Source organism: Methyloceanibacter sp. wino2 (genome assembly GCF_003071365.1).
Classification (GTDB): Bacteria; Pseudomonadota; Alphaproteobacteria; order Rhizobiales; family Methyloligellaceae; genus Methyloceanibacter.
Map to the genome: position 1 here is coordinate 1940683 of NZ_CP028960.1, position 16307 is coordinate 1956989.

Genomic DNA, 16307 nt, shown 5'->3' on the forward strand with positions numbered 1-16307 from the left:
CGAAAGTCAAAGCCGCCGCGAAAGCCCCGCCAAGGACCCTAATTCACCCGGCGGCCCGGCAGTTCGTCTTTGACCTCGGCGCATTTCTTTTGGGTGAACTCGTTGACCATCTCGACCACTTCCGAGCCGAGGAGGTTCGAGCGGTTGTCGAGCCCCGTGCCCGCATAGAGGATCGGATAGATCATCAGGGGTGCCGACACGTCGCCCCAATTGATGCTGGCGGAAACGGCCCTCCCGCCCTTGAAGGACACCTCGGGCGACAGTTCGGCCTCGACGACGTAGGGCTCGCCTTCGCCCGTGTGCAGCTCGCACGACACCGCGAATTTCTCCATCTTGATGGTGGCGTTGGATTCGAGCATGGCGCCGGCTAGATCGGCGCGCGACAGGTTGAGCTTGGATTGGCAAACGGCCTTGCCCCAGGGCCAGGAAAACTGATCGCCGAGCATCTTTGTCAGGCTCTCGGCCCGCCACGTCTTCTTGATGTCGCAGGCGATATCCTCGCCCATCGGCTCGCGGGTGGCGATGATGTCGCAAATCTCGATCTTGCAAGCCTTGCGGGCTTCCTTCTCCGCCTTCTCCTCGGGCGTCAACTCGATCTTGGAGCTGATTTGCGGCCCAAGCACGGGCGCGTCCGGGATCGCGGTCTCGTCTTCCTCAGGCGGGGCGTTTTCCTCGGGCGCAGCGTCCGTCGTCTCGGGCTCGGGGGCATCCGTGCTTGCGTCGGCGTCGCTGCTCTCCGTTTCAGCCGCCGCGCCGGTCTCCGCCGTATCCTCCGAGGCAGAGGGTGCGGTCTCGTCCGTCTCGTCGGCGGCCCAGGCGAACGGCGCCGCGAGCAGCACGATGATGGTGAGGGGCAGCCAAGCGGAAGCGTGTCTCATGTCACCTAACTGGCATTGTTTAGCGACGCGATGATGGCATCGCCCATCTCACGGGTCCCGACGGTCTTGCAGCCGGCCTGCGCGATGTCGCCGGTCCGCAAGCCCTGGTCCAGCACGTCGGCGATGGCCGCTTCGATCTTGTCGGCCAGCGCGCCCTGGTCGAAAGAGTAGCGCAGGCACATGGCGAAGCTAGCGATGGTCGCGATCGGGTTGGCCTTGCCTTGGCCGGCGATGTCGGGCGCCGAGCCATGCACGGGCTCGTACATGGCCGGCCGCATGCCGTTCTCATCGGCGGCGCCGAGCGACGCGGACGGCAGCATGCCGAGCGAGCCCGTGGCCATGGCCGCTTCGTCGGAAAGCACGTCGCCGAACAGATTGTCGGTCACGATCACGTCGAACTGCTTGGGCGCGCGGACGAGTTGCATGGCGCAGTTGTCGGCGAGGATGTGCTCGAGCTTCACGTCCGAATAGCTGTCCTTGTGGACCTGGGTGACTACCTCGTTCCATAGGACGCCAGTCTTCATCACGTTCCGCTTCTCGGCGGAGTGCACCAGGTTGCCGCGCTTGCGGGCGAGATCGAAGGCGACGGCGGCGATGCGCTCGATCTCGTAGGTCTCGTAGACCTGGGTGTCGACGGCACGCTTCTGGCCGTTGCCGAGATCGGTGATCTCCTTGGGTTCGCCGAAATAGACGCCCCCGGTCAGTTCGCGCACGATCATGATGTCGAGCCCCTCGACCAGCTCGCGCTTCAACGACGAAGCCTCGGCCAGGGCCGGGTAGCAGATCGCAGGCCGCAGATTGGCGAAGAGCTCGAGGTCCTTGCGGAGGCGCAACAGGCCGGCTTCGGGGCGCTTGTCGTAGGGCACGCCGTCCCATTTCGGCCCGCCTACGGCGCCCAGCATGACCGCGTCGGCCGCGTGCGCCGTCTTCATCGCCTCCTCGGAAATGGCTTCGCCGTGTTCGTCGTAGGCGCAGCCGCCCACGAGATCCGTCTCGGTCTCGATTGAAATCGCCCCTGTGCCGTTCGCCCATTCGACGAGGCGCGTGACCTCGTCCATCACCTCGGTGCCGATGCCGTCGCCGGGAAGAAGTAAGAGTTTGAATGAGGCCATGAATTTACGTCCGCCCTATGCTAAAGCACCACCGAAGAAAGGCCGGAAATAGTCCGGCGGCGCTTTGGGTAGCGGGAGTGGGACATGCTGACAAGGGTGCTATTGACAGTTCTTGCGCTGGCGTTCGGGTCCAGCCTGGCCGTGGCGGCGGACGAGACCGAAGATTCGGCGGCCCTGGCCGAGGCCAAGACCACGGTCGTGAGCATCGGAATCACCGATCACAAGGTCGATGAGAAAGAGCTGATGAAGCGCATGCTGCTGCCCACACCGCGCTTCAACTCCCCCGGGGTTGCGTACGGCTGGGTCGCCCACGCCAAGAAGGGCGACCGCGTGGAGCTCCATCTCACGCTGGACGGCGAGTCCTTGATGCACAACGTCAACGAGGTCACCGAGGACGACACCGACGTGTTGATTCAGGCGGGCAAGACGGGCGTTCCCGCGGGCGGCTGGCCCAAGGGTCAGTACACCGCGAAGGTGACCATCACCCGCGACGGCGAGACCGTCGTCGAGCAGGAAACCGATCCCGTTCCGTTCAAATAAAGTCTCAGGTCTCGATTCATACCAAGAGCCGTCATGGCCGGGCTTGACCCGGCCATCTACGTCTAGCGAGCTTGCGGGGAAATCGTGGATGCCCGGATAAAATTCCGGGCATGACGGGATGGCTTCTAGACCCAAGGTCTCCCGGCGGCGATCTTCTGCTCGTAAGCGTCGATGTTCGCGGCTTTCTCCAGCGTGAGGCCGATGTCGTCGAGCCCTTCGATCAGGCAGCGCTTGCGGTGCGGATCGACGTCGAAGTGGATCTTGCCGCCGTCGGGCCCGGAGATCTCCTGGGCTTCCAGGTCGATGGTCAGCCGCGCATTGTCGCCGCGCTCGGCGTCGTCGATCAGCTTTGCGATGTCTTCCTGCGGCAGAACGATGGGCAGAATGCCGTTCTTGAAGCAGTTGTTGTAGAAGATGTCCGCGAATGACGGCGCGATGATGCAGCGGAAGCCGAAATCGAGCAGGGCCCAGGGCGCGTGCTCGCGGGAGGAGCCGCAGCCGAAATTGTCGCCCGCGATCAGGATCTGCGCCTTCGTGTAGGGCTCCTTGTGGAGCACGAAATCGGGATCCTTGGTGCCCTTCTCGTCATAGCGCAGCTCGGCGAAAAGGCCCTCGCCCAGGCCGGTGCGCTTGATCGTCTTCAGGTAGTTCTTGGGGATGATCATGTCCGTGTCGACGTTGATCATCGGCAGATGGGCGGCTATGCCCGTGAGTGTCGTGAATTTTTCCATGATGAACCTCTATTCGCTGAGCCATATAGAGCTTTCCGGACCGAGTTTCTACTGTCACAGTCCCGCGCTGTTGCCGGGGCATGGTGCGGCCGGATTTTGAGGGCCTAAGGGGAGATCGAGCGCATGGCAGGCACGGTGATTTATGAGGCCCATCCGGCGATGTTCCGGGCGAGCCCCTTCTATTTCATCCTCTGCGTGCTGCTGATTGCCGTGTTCGGCCTCGGCATCATCCTGTTGCTATACTGGTATCTCAAATGCCAGGCGACATCGCTGACTGTCACCGACCACGAGTTGCTCTACGAGAAGGGCATCTTGAGCAAGGAGCGGCTTGCGGTCGCGCTGCGTCACGTGCGCTCCGTTCAGGTCAATCAGAGCTTCCTCAACCGGATTTTCGGCGTCGGCGAAGTGATCATCGCCACCGCCGGCGACGAGCCTGAATTCTCCGTCGGCGAACTGCCTGAGCCCCATGAAGTGCGCGAGGCGATCAGCCGGGCGCAGGCTTCGCAGTTGGACGACTAGAACGCGGCGCGTTCATCGGGGATCACATCGGAGGACATATGGGCGAGGGCGACCGGCAGGACCGAAAAGAGGCGACAAAGCTGTTCGTCGCCGTGGCTGTCGCGCTGATCCTGCTCGTACTGCTCGGGTTTGGCGGGCTCTACTATTTGGGTGCGGCCATGGGGCCGGGCGATCCGTTCTCCGCGGGCCTCGGCTTGAAGAATGCCGCGCTGATCTCGTTCGCCGTGTCCTTGACCGTCATTTTGGTGATGGCGGTGGCGTCTGGCGGGGACGCCATTTTCGGCGAATTGCCCTTCACGATTGCCGGTTTTCTGATCTTCTTCGTGATTTTTTGGCTGATGATCGCCTGGATCTTCTAGGCGCCTAACATCACGGCCTGGAGGTCGTCTAGTTGGACGGCCCGAGCGTATTGGGCTGCATTCCAGAACTCGCCTGCTGGGTGCCGTTGACCAGTTCGCGGTAGTAATTCCGCATGGTCGTGCAGCGTTTCGGGCCCGCTGGATGCACCGCGTCGCCCTTCAGCTTTGAGATAAAGGTACAGATCTCTTCCATGCCTTGAGCATCGAGCCAGCCCCATCTCACGCCGCGGCGGATGGCGAACAGGTCCGCCTTCGTTTCGCTGGCGCCGATGAACTGGTGCCCGCACTCATGGGAGTAGATGTAAAGCTTCACCTGGGTGGAAAGCCCCTGGATCTTGGCGGTGTTCATGATGAGAAAGCCGGGAAAAGCGCCGCCCCAGCTGTCGAATTTCGGGTTCAGCACGGTCGGTCGCGTGCCGCAATTGACCGGCACGTCGTCGATCTTCAGCGCGCCGTGCGGCACCTCTTTGGTCTGCGGGCCAGCCTGCTTCATATATTGGCCGACGCTGGGCGCCTGGGCCCGATTGCCGCGGAAGACGAATTCCTGCGCGGTTGCCGTCTGGCCCCAGCCGATAGCGGCCGCTAAAGCAGCGGCAGCCAAAAGCACGCACCCCAATATTGTCGTTTTGAACCCCATCCTGCTCCCAGTTTAGATGCGTAATGGTGTCTAGACAATGACCACGGATTGTCGCGGCGCTTTGCGTTCGCTCAAGTTCCGTGCCGATCCGCCCATGCGTTAGCCCGCGGCTTCCGACTCGATGCGCTCCATGTCGTCATCGGAGAGGCCGAAATGGTGGCCGATCTCGTGGATCAAGACATGGGCGATGATGTCCTCAAGCGCTTCGTCATGGCTCTGCCAGTAGGCCAGAATCGGACGCCTGTAGAGGAAGATCATCTCCGGGAGCGGCGAGACATCGAGCACGCTCTGCCGGGTGAGATCGATGCCGTGATAGAGGCCCAAAAGCCCATAAGGAGAGTCGATGTGGAGGCTCTCGAGGACCTCCGATGCCGGGAAATCCTCGACGCGGATGACCACTTCCTGGGTCATGTCACGGAACGTGGCCGGGAGCTGCGCGAAGGTCTGGTTCGCGACCGCTTCGAAATCGGCGAGGTCCGGCACGCGATGGTGGTGTGACTGCGTCATGGTTCTTGGTGCATTTAGGGCGCCACGGGCCCATGGCAAGGGGAGGCCGCGGGCCGGGCCGGGGAATCCGGCGAGGTGTGGTAGATTGGCCACCATGACGGCCCGCAACATATCGGTCTTACTTGGATTGGCGCTGCTTGCGTTTGCCGCCATTGGGACGGCTCACGCCAAGAAGAAATGCCCGGCCGGCGCGGAATGCTCGTCCGATTGCGGCGCCTGGAACAATTGGTGCCGCCCGCCCTGTGGCGATTGGAATGGGTATTGCGCGGGCCGCCAGGCCCTGCCGGACGTGCTTCTGGGACTACAGCCCCGCAGCTTCTTCGCCGACCCGAAATGGACGGGTACGGCTAGGCCGGCTTCCCCGCAAGGACGATCGCCTCGCGCAAGGTGAAGGTGAGCCCTTCCGCGGCCTCGCGTGGGCGCAACAGGCCCCGCAACGGCTCCTCGTCGAGCATCTCGCGCAAGCGGGTCACCGTTTGCGGGCTGCAACGCATGCGCTCCACCCACGCCTCGAAACCGATGTCCTGATCCATCACCTCGGCGGACTGGAGTTCCAGACCTGCTTCGTCAATCAGCGCGCACCACTCTTGGAGGGACAGCGCCCGGCCATGGCTGGGGTCGCGCAGCTTCTCAAAGCCGTTGTAGATCGTGGACGTGTCCGCATCGTCCGGGGAGACGTTGTCCACCAGGGCGAAGATGCCGCCGGGGATCAGCACGCGCGCGGCCTCGGCCACGAACTTCTCGGGCTTCGGAAAATGATGCGCCGCCAGCCGGCACGTCACGAGGTGGAAGCTCGTGTCGGGGAAGGGCAGGTCCTGGGCGTTGGCTTTGCGCGTGACGACGTTCATCAGGCCGCGCTCTTTCGCCAGCCGCTTCACCTGGGCGAGCATTTCCGGCGTGATGTCGGATGCGGTCGACTTGGCGATGCCAGGCGCGAAGGCGAGCGCCGTGTGGCCGGCGCCCGTCGCGATGTCGAGCTGCCGCCAGGTGGGCTTCGTCTCGATCAGCTCCGTGAGCCGGGCGAGCGAGGGGCCTTCCGCATGCACGGCGCAGGCCGCGTAATCGCTTGCGGCTTCACCGAACTTCTTCTGGACCAGCGATGTCATGCCGCCCCTCCCAAAAAGCTGCGGTGAAGCCGAGCGGCTGCGTTAGTGCAGTTCGCGGATGTCGACGAAGCGCCCGGCAATAGCCGCGGCGGCAGCCATTTGCGGCGAGACCAGATGGGTACGGCCCAAGCGGCCCTGACGGCCTTCGAAGTTGCGGTTCGAGGTCGATGCGCAACGCTCGCCTGGCGCCAGCTTGTCCGGGTTCATGGCAAGGCACATGGAACAGCCCGGCTCGCGCCATTCGAAGCCGGCTTCGGTGAAGATCTTGTCCAGACCCTCTTCCTCGGCCTGCAGCTTCACGAGGCCGGAGCCAGGCACGATCATCGCGTTCAGGTTCTCGTTGACGTGCTGGCCGGCGACCACCTTCGCCACGGCGCGCAAATCCTCGATGCGGCCGTTGGTGCAGGAGCCGATGAAGATGCGGTCCAGCGCGATGTCGGTGACCTTCTCGCCGCCCTTGAGACCCATATAGTCGAGCGCGCGCATCGCGGCCTGACGCTTCGTCTCGTCGGCGATGTCAGCCGGGTTCGGCACGCGGCCGTCAATGGCCACCACCTGCTCGGGGCTCGTGCCCCAGGTGACGATGGGCGGCAGGTTGGCCGCGTCCAGCACGATCTCGGCGTCGAAATGGGCGCCTTCGTCGGTGAACAGCGTCTCCCAATGGGCCTTCGCCATTTCGAACGCGGCGCCTTTCGGCGCGCGCGGGCGGCCCATGATGTAGTCGAACGTCTTCTGATCGGGCGCGATAAGACCAGCGCGGGCGCCACCCTCGATCGACATGTTGCAGACGGTCATGCGGCCTTCCATGGAAAGGTCGCGAATAGCCTCGCCCGCGTATTCGATGACGTGGCCGGTGCCGCCGGCGGTGCCGATCTTGCCGATGATGGCGAGGATGATGTCCTTGGCGGTGACGTTCTCGGGCAGCTTGCCGTCCACGCGCACCAGCATGTTCTTGGCCTTCTGCTGGATCAGCGTCTGAGTAGCGAGCACATGCTCCACCTCGGACGTGCCGATGCCGTGGGCCAGCGCGCCGAAGGCGCCATGGGTCGAGGTGTGGCTGTCGCCGCAGACGATGGTGGTGCCGGGCAGGGTGAAGCCTTGCTCGGGGCCAACCACGTGCACGATGCCCTGGCGCTCGTCCAGCTCGTGATAATAGTCGATGCCGAAGTCCTTGGCATTCTTGGCGAGTGCCGCGACCTGGGTGGCCGAATCCGGATCGTCGATGCCCTTGGAGCGATCCGTCGTCGGAACGTTGTGGTCCACCACGGCGAGCGTCTTCTCGGGTGCGCGCACGTCGCGGCCTGCCATGCGCAGACCCTCGAAGGCCTGCGGGCTCGTAACCTCGTGGACGAGGTGACGGTCGATGTAGAGAAGAGAGGTCCCGTCGGGGGCCTCGTGGACCAGATGTTCGTCCCAGATTTTGTCGTAGAGCGTGCGGGGCTTTGCCATTGATCTGAACTCAACCTTTCGGATCTTCCACGCCTCAGATGGCGATTAAATCCGGAAATTCCAGTTGCGCGGCAAACCTGTGACGGCACCCGTCAGGGGCGCCTAGGAGAGCCGCCCGAAGAAGCATCGGCTTTTGCAGAGGGGCGGCCGGGTCGATGCCCGGCCGATCCTTCTTGAAAGACGCTACGCGTCCTTTTTTTCAGCCGTGTCGGACTCTGCCGGTTCGTCCTCAATCGCCGGAACTTCCTCGGCCGTGGTTTCGGCGAGAAGTGCGACGGCCTTGGAGCTCCAGTCGTTGTCTTCGATCTGGCTGCCGAGCGAGAGCTTGTCGGCGATGTAGGCAATACCGTCGTCGCTGAGATTGGCGATCTGGTCGAACTTGGTGACGCCGAGCTTGTTCAGCTTCTTCTCGAGGTCCTCGGTAATGCCGGCGATGAGCTTCAGATCGTCCGGCTCGCCCTTGGGCTTGGTGAAGCCCTTGAAGCCGTGCGCCTTCTTGCCCTTGGCGTCGGTGCGCGTATCGCGGCGCTCCGGAATACGGGCCGCCTTGCCGCGGCGTCCGCGCAGGTAATAGAGCTTGGCCCGGCGCACGCGGCCGTGGCGAACCACTTCGATGGATTCGATCAGCGGCGAGTGGATGGGGAACACACGCTCCACGCCTTCGCCGTAGGAAATCTTGCGGACGGTGAAGTTCTCGTGGATGCCGCCACCGGCGCGGCCGATGCACACGCCCTCATAGGCCTGAACGCGGCTGCGCTCGCCTTCCACCACCTTCACGTTGACGCGGACGGTGTCACCGGGGCCGAATTCCGGCACGCTGCGCTTGTTGCGGCGCTCGGTGATCTGCTCTGCTTCGAGCTCGGCAATAATGTTCATCTCGATACCTTTCACGGGCGCCTGCCGGGCCGTTTGCGACCCATGGACGAACGCCATTCTTTTTGATTGGTCTTTCGTCCGGAACTGAAATTTCCAGACGTTCCAGGCCGCCCAAGGCATATATCCGGCGGCCAGCGGAGGTTTCCTACCCCAGGATGTGGGGTTTGTCGATTGTTTTTGGGCGGAATCCGCGCCCTCAAGGCCGGCGGTCGAGGCTCCGGATATAGGCGATGACGTTGCGCATCTCGTCCTGCTCCAAAACGATATCGGGCATGGTCGGATGGGAGGTCTGAAGCCAGACTGACAGGGCATATTCGGTCATGCCGGGCGTCTCGGCCACCTCCTGAAAGGGCGTGGCCCCGAACTCGGACGACAAATCTTCGCCCGCCAGCACCGCGTGACATTTGGAACAGACGGCTTCCGCGTAAGCCTTACCGGCCGCGATATCGGCATCTTGAGCCTGAATCTCGCCCGGCAGGCCCAGCGCCACCACGGCAGCAAGCAATGTCATCGATTTCATGCCCAACTCCATATTTTTGAGGGAAGCTTGGGCCGTGAGGCCCGCAACGCCCTGACTTCGATCAAGATTTTGCTTTGCGGTGCCTGTCCCATAGGTCGGGACGGCGTTTCTTCGTGAGCGCTTCGGCCTGTTCGCGGCGCCAAGCCGCGATCTTTTCGTGGTCGCCGGAGAGAAGCACCTCGGGAATGGCATGGCCTTCCCAGTCCCGCGGCCTAGTGTAGTGGGGGTATTCTAGCAGGCCGGAGGCGAAGCTCTCCTCGTCGTGGGTGCCGGCATTGCCCACAACGCCGGGGAGCAGGCGCACGCAGGCGTCCATGACCACGTGGGCGGCGAGGTCGCCGCCCGAGAGCACGTAGTCGCCGATGGAGACCTCCTCGATCTCGCGCGCGTCGAGCACGCGCTGGTCGAGGCCTTCGAACCGGCCGCACAGGAGGATTACGCCGGGGCCGTGGGCGAGTACTTCGACGCCGGCCTGTGTGAGTGGCGTCCCCCGTGGCGACAGGTAGATCGCGGGCGTGCCCGCCGGGGCCGCGGCTTTCGTGGCGTCGATGGCGGCCGCGGCAATATCGGCGCGCATCACCATGCCGGCGCCCCCGCCGGCGGGCGTGTCGTCCACGGAGCGATGCTTGTCATGGGCGAAGTCGCGGATATCGATCGCGTCGAGGTGCCAAACGCCTTCGGCAAGCGCCTTCCCCGCCAGGCTCAAGCCGAGCGGCCCCGGAAACATCTCCGGGAACAGGGTGAGCACAGTCGCCTTCCAGGTCATGGCGCCTTCCAGGTCATACGGTCTTCCAAGTCATGCCTTGGCGTCGGGGGCCGGTCCGGCCTCTTCGATCAGGAACCACGTTTCGCGCGTCCCCACGCCTTTGATGGACACCGGACCGCGTTCGGTCAGCAGGAATTTATCGCCAAGGGCGGCACAGACTGCCGCCGAGACCTGAATCTCGCCGGGGAGCGAGTGCGATTCCAGCCGCGCCGCGTAGTTCACGGTCTCGCCCCAGACATCGTAGGAGAATTTGTCGGCGCCGATCACCCCGGCCATGACCGGGCCCCGGGCAATGCCGATGCGGATGCGCAGTTCAACATCGTGGGCCTCCGACAGGGACGCCACCACTTTCGGCAGGGCGAGCGCCAGCCGTGCGAGGCGTTGGCAGTGATCTTCCTGAGCGCGGCTGACACCTGCCACGGCCATGTACCCATCGCCGATGGTCTTGATCTTCTCCACCCCATGCTCGGCCGCGAGACGGTCGAACTCGGTGACGAGCCCATCGAGAATCTCGACGGTGCGGGCCGCGCCGAGCTCCTTCGACAGCGCCGTGAAGCCGACTACGTCGCTGAACAGGACCGATGCGTCCGGCACCGCGTCGGCGATGCGCTCGGCCGGGTCCGACTTCAGTCGGTCGATGACGGGTTCGGGAAGGATATTGGCAAGCAGCCGGTCGGCCTCGGCCCGGGCACGGTCGGCCTTGTTGAGGGCATAGCCCACCACCAGCGCCACGATGCCGAACGTGGTGACGGCGGAGGAGATGTAGAGGTTGTGCAGCAGCGCGGGATCCGCCGCGATGCGCGCGCTGCCAGGCGGGTACAGGAACCATGCCGCAAGATGGAGCGCGAGGCCGGACAGTACGGCCGCGACGACCAGCCGGATATGCCCAATGCCGCAGATCGCAAAGGCGACCGCCGCGCCGATGATGTAGTTCAGCTGGATGCCTGAGTTGTGACCGAGTTCGCGCACGAAGAAGAACAGTGCGGCATATTCGGCGACCCAGATCAGAATCATGGCCGCGACGTCGTTGATGCGGTGGGCGAGCGGCGCCAGCAGCGCGATGGCGACAAGCACGAGATTGGCCGCGATCAGTGGCCAGTATTTCATGGCCCCGAAGCTCGCATAGGTCGCCACGTAGGTCAGTGACGTAAAGGCGATCAGCAGGGCCATCACATTGATGATGGCGAGCCGGATGCGGGTCTCGCGCGGGTAGCCCGCAATGCCGATCTCGGCGAAGCGCCGCAGCGGGCCGAGCCGATTGAGGATCGGCAGATCGGATGGGCTTCTCGGCGCCGGGCTGTTTGTTTGCGGCGAGGGGCGGGGTGTCATGGCAAGCACTCTACCGTGTAACGTGCCCGTACCGCACGACGCTAAGCGTCGCCGTCGTCTGACGCCTCGATCTCTTCCGGCGGGACCAGCACCAGGCGTCCCGCGGCGATGTCGATCTCAGGAACCGTGTCGTCCGTGAAGGCAACGAGCAGAGAAGGGCCGCCTTCGGTGCGTTCGACTTCCATAATATCGCCCGCGCCGAAATTGTGGATTGCCGCGACCGTGCCGAGTGGCCCGCCTTCGGCCGAGACCGCTTTCAGGCCGACCAGGTCGCCAACGTACCATTCGTCGTCGGCCGCTTCTGGCAGGGCATCGCGCGCGACATAGAGCTTGGTGCGGTTCAGCGCCTCGGCGGCTTCGCGGGTGGTCACACCCTTGATGCGTGCGATCACCGCCTTGGGCGTGACGCGGACACGGCTGATCTCAATCGTCTTCGTGCCCGCCTCATTGCGCAAGGGCCCGTAGGCGGCGATGTCCGCCGGCTCTTCCGTATAGGACCGCACGCGCACCTCGCCCTTCAGGCCCTGTGCCGCGCCGATCTCGCCAAGGAGAACCAGGTTTGCCTCGCCGCCCAACGTGCGTATGCGCCCTTACTCGGAAGCCTCTTTGGCTTCCTCAGCGGCGACCTCGTCGGTGGCCTCCTCGTCGGCCTCTTCTTCCGCGGCAGCAGCCGCGTCGGCAGCTTCCTTCTCTGCGGCTTCCTTGGCTTCGGCGGCTTTTGCCTCTTCGGCGGCGCGCTTGGCTTCCTCGCGCTCGAGGCGCTTCTTGCCGGGCTTGGCCTTCTCCGGATTGTTGCGCGGCTCGCGCTTCATCAGGCCTTCGGCGTCCAGGAAGCGGAGCACCCGGTCCGTCGGCAGGGCGCCGTTGGACAGCCAATGCTTCACACGGTCGGTGTCGAGCTTGATGCGGTCGTCGGAATCGCGCGGCAGCAGCGGGTTGAACGTGCCGATCTTCTCGATATAGCGGCCGTCGCGCGGGCTGCGCGAGTCGGCAACGACGATGCGGTAAAACGGGCGCTTCTTGGCACCGCCCCGCGACAGTCTGATCTTCAGTGACATGATTTCTTACTCCTAGGTGTTCGTCGATATGATGTTGGCATTTGCGATCGGGTCAGCGCTTCTTCTTGCGCTGCCCGGGAAGTCCTGGAAGCCCTGGCGGCAGGCCTGCGCCCGGTAGCCCCGGCAGGCCACCGGGAAGGCCGCCCCCGGGAAGGCCCGGAAAGTTGGCCGGCAATTCCGCGCCCTGGGGCAGGCTTGCGCCCTCGGGCATATCGGCCGGCATTTGCGGCATGCCGCCGCCGAACAGGGCCGACAGACCGCCGCGTTTCTTGCCCATGGCCTTCATCATGTCGGCCATCTGGCGATGCATTTTCACGAGCTTGTTGATGTCCTGCACGCTCGTGCCCGAACCCGCCGCGACGCGCTTCTTGCGCGAGGCGTTCAGGAGCTTCGGGGTCCGGCGCTCGGCCTTCGTCATCGAGCTGATGATCGCCTGCTGGCGCTTGAGGACGCTGTCGTCGAGATTGGCGGCGTCGATCTGCTTCTTCACCTTGCCGATGCCGGGCAGCATGGAGAGCACGCCGCCCATGCCGCCGAGCTTCTGCATTTGTCCGAGCTGTTCGGAGAGATCGTTGAGGTCGAACGCACCCTTCTTCATGCGCTCGGCCATCTTCTGGGCCTTGTCGACCTCGACGGTCTCCATGGCCTTCTCGACCAGGCCGACCACGTCGCCCATGCCGAGAATGCGGCCGGCGATGCGGTCCGGATGGAAATCTTCGAGCGCGTCGAGCTTTTCGCCGACACCCATCAGTTTGATGGGCTTGCCGGAAACCGCGCGCATGGAGAGCGCTGCGCCGCCACGGCCGTCACCGTCCACGCGGGTCAACACGATGCCGGTGAGGTCGACGCGCTCGCCGAAGTTCTTGGCGAGGTTCACCGCGTCCTGACCGGTGAGCGCATCGGCGACCAGCAGTGTCTCGTGCGGCTGGGCGATTTTTTCGATCGCGGCCGTCTCGGCCATCAGCTCTTCGTCGATATGGGTGCGGCCGGCCGTATCGAGCAGCAGCACGTCGAAGCCGCCGAGCCGGGCCGCCTTGACGGCGCGCTCGGTGATCTCGGTCGGGCTCTGGCCCTCGACGATCGGCAAGGTGGCGACATTGGCCTGCTCACCGAGCACGCGAAGCTGCTCCTGCGCCGCCGGGCGGCGCGTGTCGAGCGAGGCCATCATGACCTTCTGTTTGTCGCGGGTCGTGAGGCGATGGGCGAGTTTCGCCGTGGTGGTGGTCTTACCGGAGCCCTGCAGGCCGACCATCATCATGACGACGGGCGGGGTGGCCGCGAGATCGATGCCTTGGGCCTCGGACCCCAGCATGCGGACGAGTTCGTCGTTGACGATCTTGACGACCATCTGGCCGGGCGTGACGGACTTCACCACGTCCTGGCCGACAGCCTTGGCCCTCACCCGGTCCGTGAACGATTTGACCACGTCGAGTGCGACGTCGGCCTCGATCAGAGCGCGGCGCACCTCGCGCATGGCTTCGGAGACATCGGCCTCGCTCAGCGCGCCGCGGCGCGTGAGCTTGTCGAAAATTCCGGAAAGGCGATCTGAGAGGGTCTCGAACATCAGCCGGCGTAGTCCGCTACGAATTTGCGATAGACCCAGCCGGAGCGGCACGGGCCGGAATAGGCCTGACGGCGCGGCCAGGGCGTCCCGACGCCGCAATCCGTGGTTTCGTGCGAATAGACGACGCCGAGCCAGCTCCCGCGCTGATCGCAGAGATTGACGATCATGCCGTTGTAGATCTTGTCCAGCATGCCGTGCTTGGAGCCGGGACCGCCGCGCACGGCGAGAAACCCGTCGCCGTTGGGATCGAGGCCCCGCACCACGCCCTGCGAGCCGCAGGCGTCGAAGTCCTCCTCGCCGCCAGCCAGCACCGGGACCTGGGGCTGCTGCGCCAAGGCCGAGACCGACAGGCCCGTCAGCACGAGGGCCGCGGCCAGGCCAAGCGTCCGGCTATTGAGCATCGACACCATTCGCATCCGCCTCCAACTCGCGGATCAAGAACGCAACCAAATACGCGCTCAAGTAGGCCAGAGCCCTCAAGTAGCGCGAAGCGCGGTAGGGCGACTTACGAGCCCGGTAGCGCAACGAAAAAAGCACCCGTGGGCGCATCGCGCTGACGGGTGTTGACCCCCCTTTCCTAATCTTGGAAAGCCCAAGACCCCGGAAAGGGCGGCGGCTCGGGATCGAGCTGCCATGAATTTCGCGCGGAATGTCGGTCAGCGCGCCTCGGAAGTCAAGCTCCCGGAACCCGCTCTAATGCGGCAGCGACTTCGAGAAGGCGTTGATGACGACGACACCGGCGACGATCAGGCTGAGCCCGACAAGAGCGGGCGTATCCAGTGTTTGGTTGAAACGGAACCAGCCGATCGCCGCGATGAGGACAATGCCCACGCCTGACCAAATGGCATAGGCCAGCCCGACAGGGATGGTCTTGAGCGTGAAGGCCAAAAGGGTGAACGAGGCCGCATAGGCGGCCGCCGTGACGAGACTGGGTATGAGGCGCGTGAAGCCTTCGGATTCCTTCAGGGAAGAGGTTCCGATCACCTCGAAGACGATTGCGGCGGCAAGATAGAGGTAGGGTTTGAGCGCGGACATTGGGGCGGCGGTTCCTGCGGGCTTCCTGTTGGGGCGTTCGTCAGAGCAAGTCGGACAGCCCGACTGCAAAGTCCAGCAAAGCTTCATCGCCGCCTTCCCAGCCGATGAAGGACAGCCCGGCCGGGCAGCCGGCCGCTTCGCCCACGGGGACCGAGATCTGCGGCAACCCGGCAAGGCCGGCCATGCAGGTATTCTGCAGGGTGCGTGTGCGGTACTCCGCAAACGAGGCGCCGTCGGGAATGTTGCGCTCTGGCGGCTGGGTCGGCGTGGTCGGCAGGACGATCGCCGTTCCGGGCTGGAGGATAGTCTTGAGATGGGCGGCCACGGTCTGGCGAACCTGCCGCGCGTCCTCGGCATCCTCCGGGCTGATGCCGGCGGCGATCTCGAAGCGCTCCTTGATCCCGGGCCCGAGCTCCACGTTGTTGTCCCTCACGAAGGGCAGGAGGGTCGACTGGATCTCGAAGCCTTGGATTGTCGCGAAGGCCGCTCGCCAGGAAACGATGGTCTCCCCGGCAATTTCGGCGTGCTGGACGTCCGGCAGCGCGGGCGCCAGCGTATCGAGGGTGCGCCAGACAAGCTGGTCCACGCTCGCCTCGCATTCGGAGACAATGTCTGTCGCGAGGATGAGCCGCTCGATCGGGGTCTCGCGGCCGTCACCCTGCAGCAGGAGGCGGGAGACGGTCCGGAACAGCTCCGCATCCGCCGCCAAGACACCCACGGTGTCGAAGCTCGGGGCCATGGGCGTCACGCCGTTCATGTCGATACGGCCGTGGGTCGGACGGAGCCCGAAGAGCCCGCAGAACGACGCCGGGACGCGGATCGAGCCACCCGTGTCGGAGCCGAGCGCGAAATCGCACATCTGAGCGGCCACGGCGGCGGCCGAGCCGCAGGAGGAACCGCCCGTCACATAGCGGCCCGCGCGCGGATTCACGGGCTGGCCGTAATGGGCGTTGGTCCCGAGCACGCTGTAGAAGAACTCGTCGCAAATGGTGATGCCGGTCAGCATGGCGCCGGAATCCAGGAGCGTCGCTACGGCCGGCGCCGTCGCAGGGGCAGGCGACGCGGCGGCGTAGAATTCAGGGTTGCCGTTCCCGGTCTTGCGGCCTGCGATGGCAAAGAGGTCCTTCACCATGAAGCTGCGTCCGGCAAGGGGGCCGGCCTCGGCCCCCGTTATCGGCTCTTCGAGCGTATGGGGAACGAGCGCATGAACGGGATCGTGTTTCGGAATGCCCAGCATTTCTTATTTGCCTCCGTCTTTTGAAAAGAAGGTGCAGTGACTGACACAACGCCATAGAAGTGCCCCCACCGCAACGCTTGAAAC

20 protein-coding genes are annotated in these 16307 nt (G+C 64.5%); 3 read left to right on the forward strand and 17 right to left on the reverse strand.

What is annotated here, in order from left to right; all coding sequences use genetic code 11:
• Nucleotides 1-38 precede the first annotated feature (38 nt).
• Nucleotides 39-878: a hypothetical protein gene (locus DCY11_RS08990; protein WP_108682607.1), complete on the reverse strand. Its 840-nt coding sequence runs from the start codon at nt 876-878 to the stop codon at nt 39-41.
• A gap of 5 nt (nt 879-883) precedes the next feature.
• Entirely contained in the window at nt 884-1990 is a 1107-nt protein-coding gene (gene leuB / locus DCY11_RS08995) for a 3-isopropylmalate dehydrogenase (RefSeq protein ID WP_108682608.1), read from the reverse strand.
• Nucleotides 1991-2074: 84 nt separating this feature from the next.
• Here leuB and DCY11_RS15540 point away from each other — a divergent pair, with 84 nt between their 5' ends.
• Nucleotides 2075-2530 carry a hypothetical protein gene (locus DCY11_RS15540; RefSeq protein ID WP_159079919.1) on the forward strand — a complete coding sequence of 152 codons (456 nt, stop codon included), beginning with the start codon at nt 2075-2077 and terminating at the stop codon, nt 2528-2530.
• A gap of 125 nt (nt 2531-2655) precedes the next feature.
• Here DCY11_RS15540 and leuD read toward each other — a convergent pair whose 3' ends face one another.
• Nucleotides 2656-3261, reverse strand: coding sequence for a 3-isopropylmalate dehydratase small subunit (gene leuD / locus DCY11_RS09005; RefSeq protein ID WP_108682610.1), 606 nt, complete (start codon nt 3259-3261; stop codon nt 2656-2658).
• A 123-nt stretch (nt 3262-3384) separates the two neighbouring features.
• On the opposite strand from leuD, the gene DCY11_RS09010 reads away from it, so the two are divergent.
• Nucleotides 3385-3780, forward strand: coding sequence for a PH domain-containing protein (locus tag DCY11_RS09010; protein WP_069445643.1), 396 nt, complete (start codon nt 3385-3387; stop codon nt 3778-3780).
• Between the two features lie 38 nt (nt 3781-3818).
• On the forward strand, nt 3819-4139 hold the full coding sequence (locus DCY11_RS09015) for a hypothetical protein (RefSeq protein WP_108682611.1): 321 nt from the start codon (nt 3819-3821) through the stop codon (nt 4137-4139).
• 28 nt (nt 4140-4167) lie between these two features.
• On the opposite strand, the gene DCY11_RS09020 is transcribed toward DCY11_RS09015, so the two are convergent.
• From DCY11_RS09020 to DCY11_RS09085, 14 genes are all read right to left on the reverse strand, one after another.
• A complete protein-coding gene (locus DCY11_RS09020) occupies nt 4168-4740 on the reverse strand; it encodes a hypothetical protein (protein WP_108682612.1) in 573 nt (190 codons plus the stop codon).
• A gap of 135 nt (nt 4741-4875) precedes the next feature.
• Complete coding sequence (locus tag DCY11_RS09025; RefSeq protein ID WP_108682613.1) at nt 4876-5283, reverse strand: metallopeptidase family protein; 408 nt, start codon at nt 5281-5283, stop codon at nt 4876-4878.
• A 347-nt stretch (nt 5284-5630) separates the two neighbouring features.
• Nucleotides 5631-6389 carry a class I SAM-dependent methyltransferase gene (locus tag DCY11_RS09030; protein ID WP_108682614.1) on the reverse strand — a complete coding sequence of 253 codons (759 nt, stop codon included), beginning with the start codon at nt 6387-6389 and terminating at the stop codon, nt 5631-5633.
• 42 nt (nt 6390-6431) lie between these two features.
• Nucleotides 6432-7838 carry a 3-isopropylmalate dehydratase large subunit gene (gene leuC / locus DCY11_RS09035; protein ID WP_108682615.1) on the reverse strand — a complete coding sequence of 469 codons (1407 nt, stop codon included), beginning with the start codon at nt 7836-7838 and terminating at the stop codon, nt 6432-6434.
• Nucleotides 7839-8021: 183 nt separating this feature from the next.
• Nucleotides 8022-8771 carry a 50S ribosomal protein L19 gene (gene rplS, locus DCY11_RS09040; protein WP_371514996.1) on the reverse strand — a complete coding sequence of 250 codons (750 nt, stop codon included), beginning with the start codon at nt 8769-8771 and terminating at the stop codon, nt 8022-8024.
• Nucleotides 8772-8910: 139 nt separating this feature from the next.
• Nucleotides 8911-9234, reverse strand: coding sequence for a cytochrome c (locus tag DCY11_RS09045; protein ID WP_141702167.1), 324 nt, complete (start codon nt 9232-9234; stop codon nt 8911-8913).
• 61 nt (nt 9235-9295) lie between these two features.
• Entirely contained in the window at nt 9296-10000 is a 705-nt protein-coding gene (gene trmD, locus DCY11_RS09050) for a tRNA (guanosine(37)-N1)-methyltransferase TrmD (protein WP_108682616.1), read from the reverse strand.
• A 30-nt stretch (nt 10001-10030) separates the two neighbouring features.
• Entirely contained in the window at nt 10031-11329 is a 1299-nt protein-coding gene (locus tag DCY11_RS09055; protein ID WP_108682617.1) for an adenylate/guanylate cyclase domain-containing protein, read from the reverse strand.
• A 41-nt stretch (nt 11330-11370) separates the two neighbouring features.
• Nucleotides 11371-11904 (reverse strand): ribosome maturation factor RimM, encoded by a 534-nt coding sequence (gene rimM, locus DCY11_RS09060; protein WP_245409319.1) that lies wholly within the window; start codon nt 11902-11904, stop codon nt 11371-11373.
• A gap of 15 nt (nt 11905-11919) precedes the next feature.
• Nucleotides 11920-12387, reverse strand: coding sequence for a 30S ribosomal protein S16 (gene rpsP / locus DCY11_RS09065; RefSeq protein ID WP_108682618.1), 468 nt, complete (start codon nt 12385-12387; stop codon nt 11920-11922).
• A gap of 52 nt (nt 12388-12439) precedes the next feature.
• A complete protein-coding gene (gene ffh / locus DCY11_RS09070; protein ID WP_108682619.1) occupies nt 12440-13951 on the reverse strand; it encodes a signal recognition particle protein in 1512 nt (503 codons plus the stop codon).
• Nucleotides 13951-14361, reverse strand: a complete 411-nt coding sequence (locus DCY11_RS09075) for an integron (protein ID WP_245409320.1) — start codon at nt 14359-14361, stop codon at nt 13951-13953. Before DCY11_RS09075 ends, ffh begins: the two co-directional genes overlap by 1 nt.
• A 283-nt stretch (nt 14362-14644) precedes the next feature.
• The gene (locus tag DCY11_RS09080) at nt 14645-14986 is read right to left on the reverse strand and encodes an SMR family transporter (protein WP_108682620.1); all 342 of its coding nucleotides are present in this window, start codon (nt 14984-14986) and stop codon (nt 14645-14647) included.
• Nucleotides 14987-15026: 40 nt separating this feature from the next.
• Nucleotides 15027-16223, reverse strand: a complete 1197-nt coding sequence (locus DCY11_RS09085) for an amidase (RefSeq protein WP_108682621.1) — start codon at nt 16221-16223, stop codon at nt 15027-15029.
• Nucleotides 16224-16307: the final 84 nt, after the last annotated feature.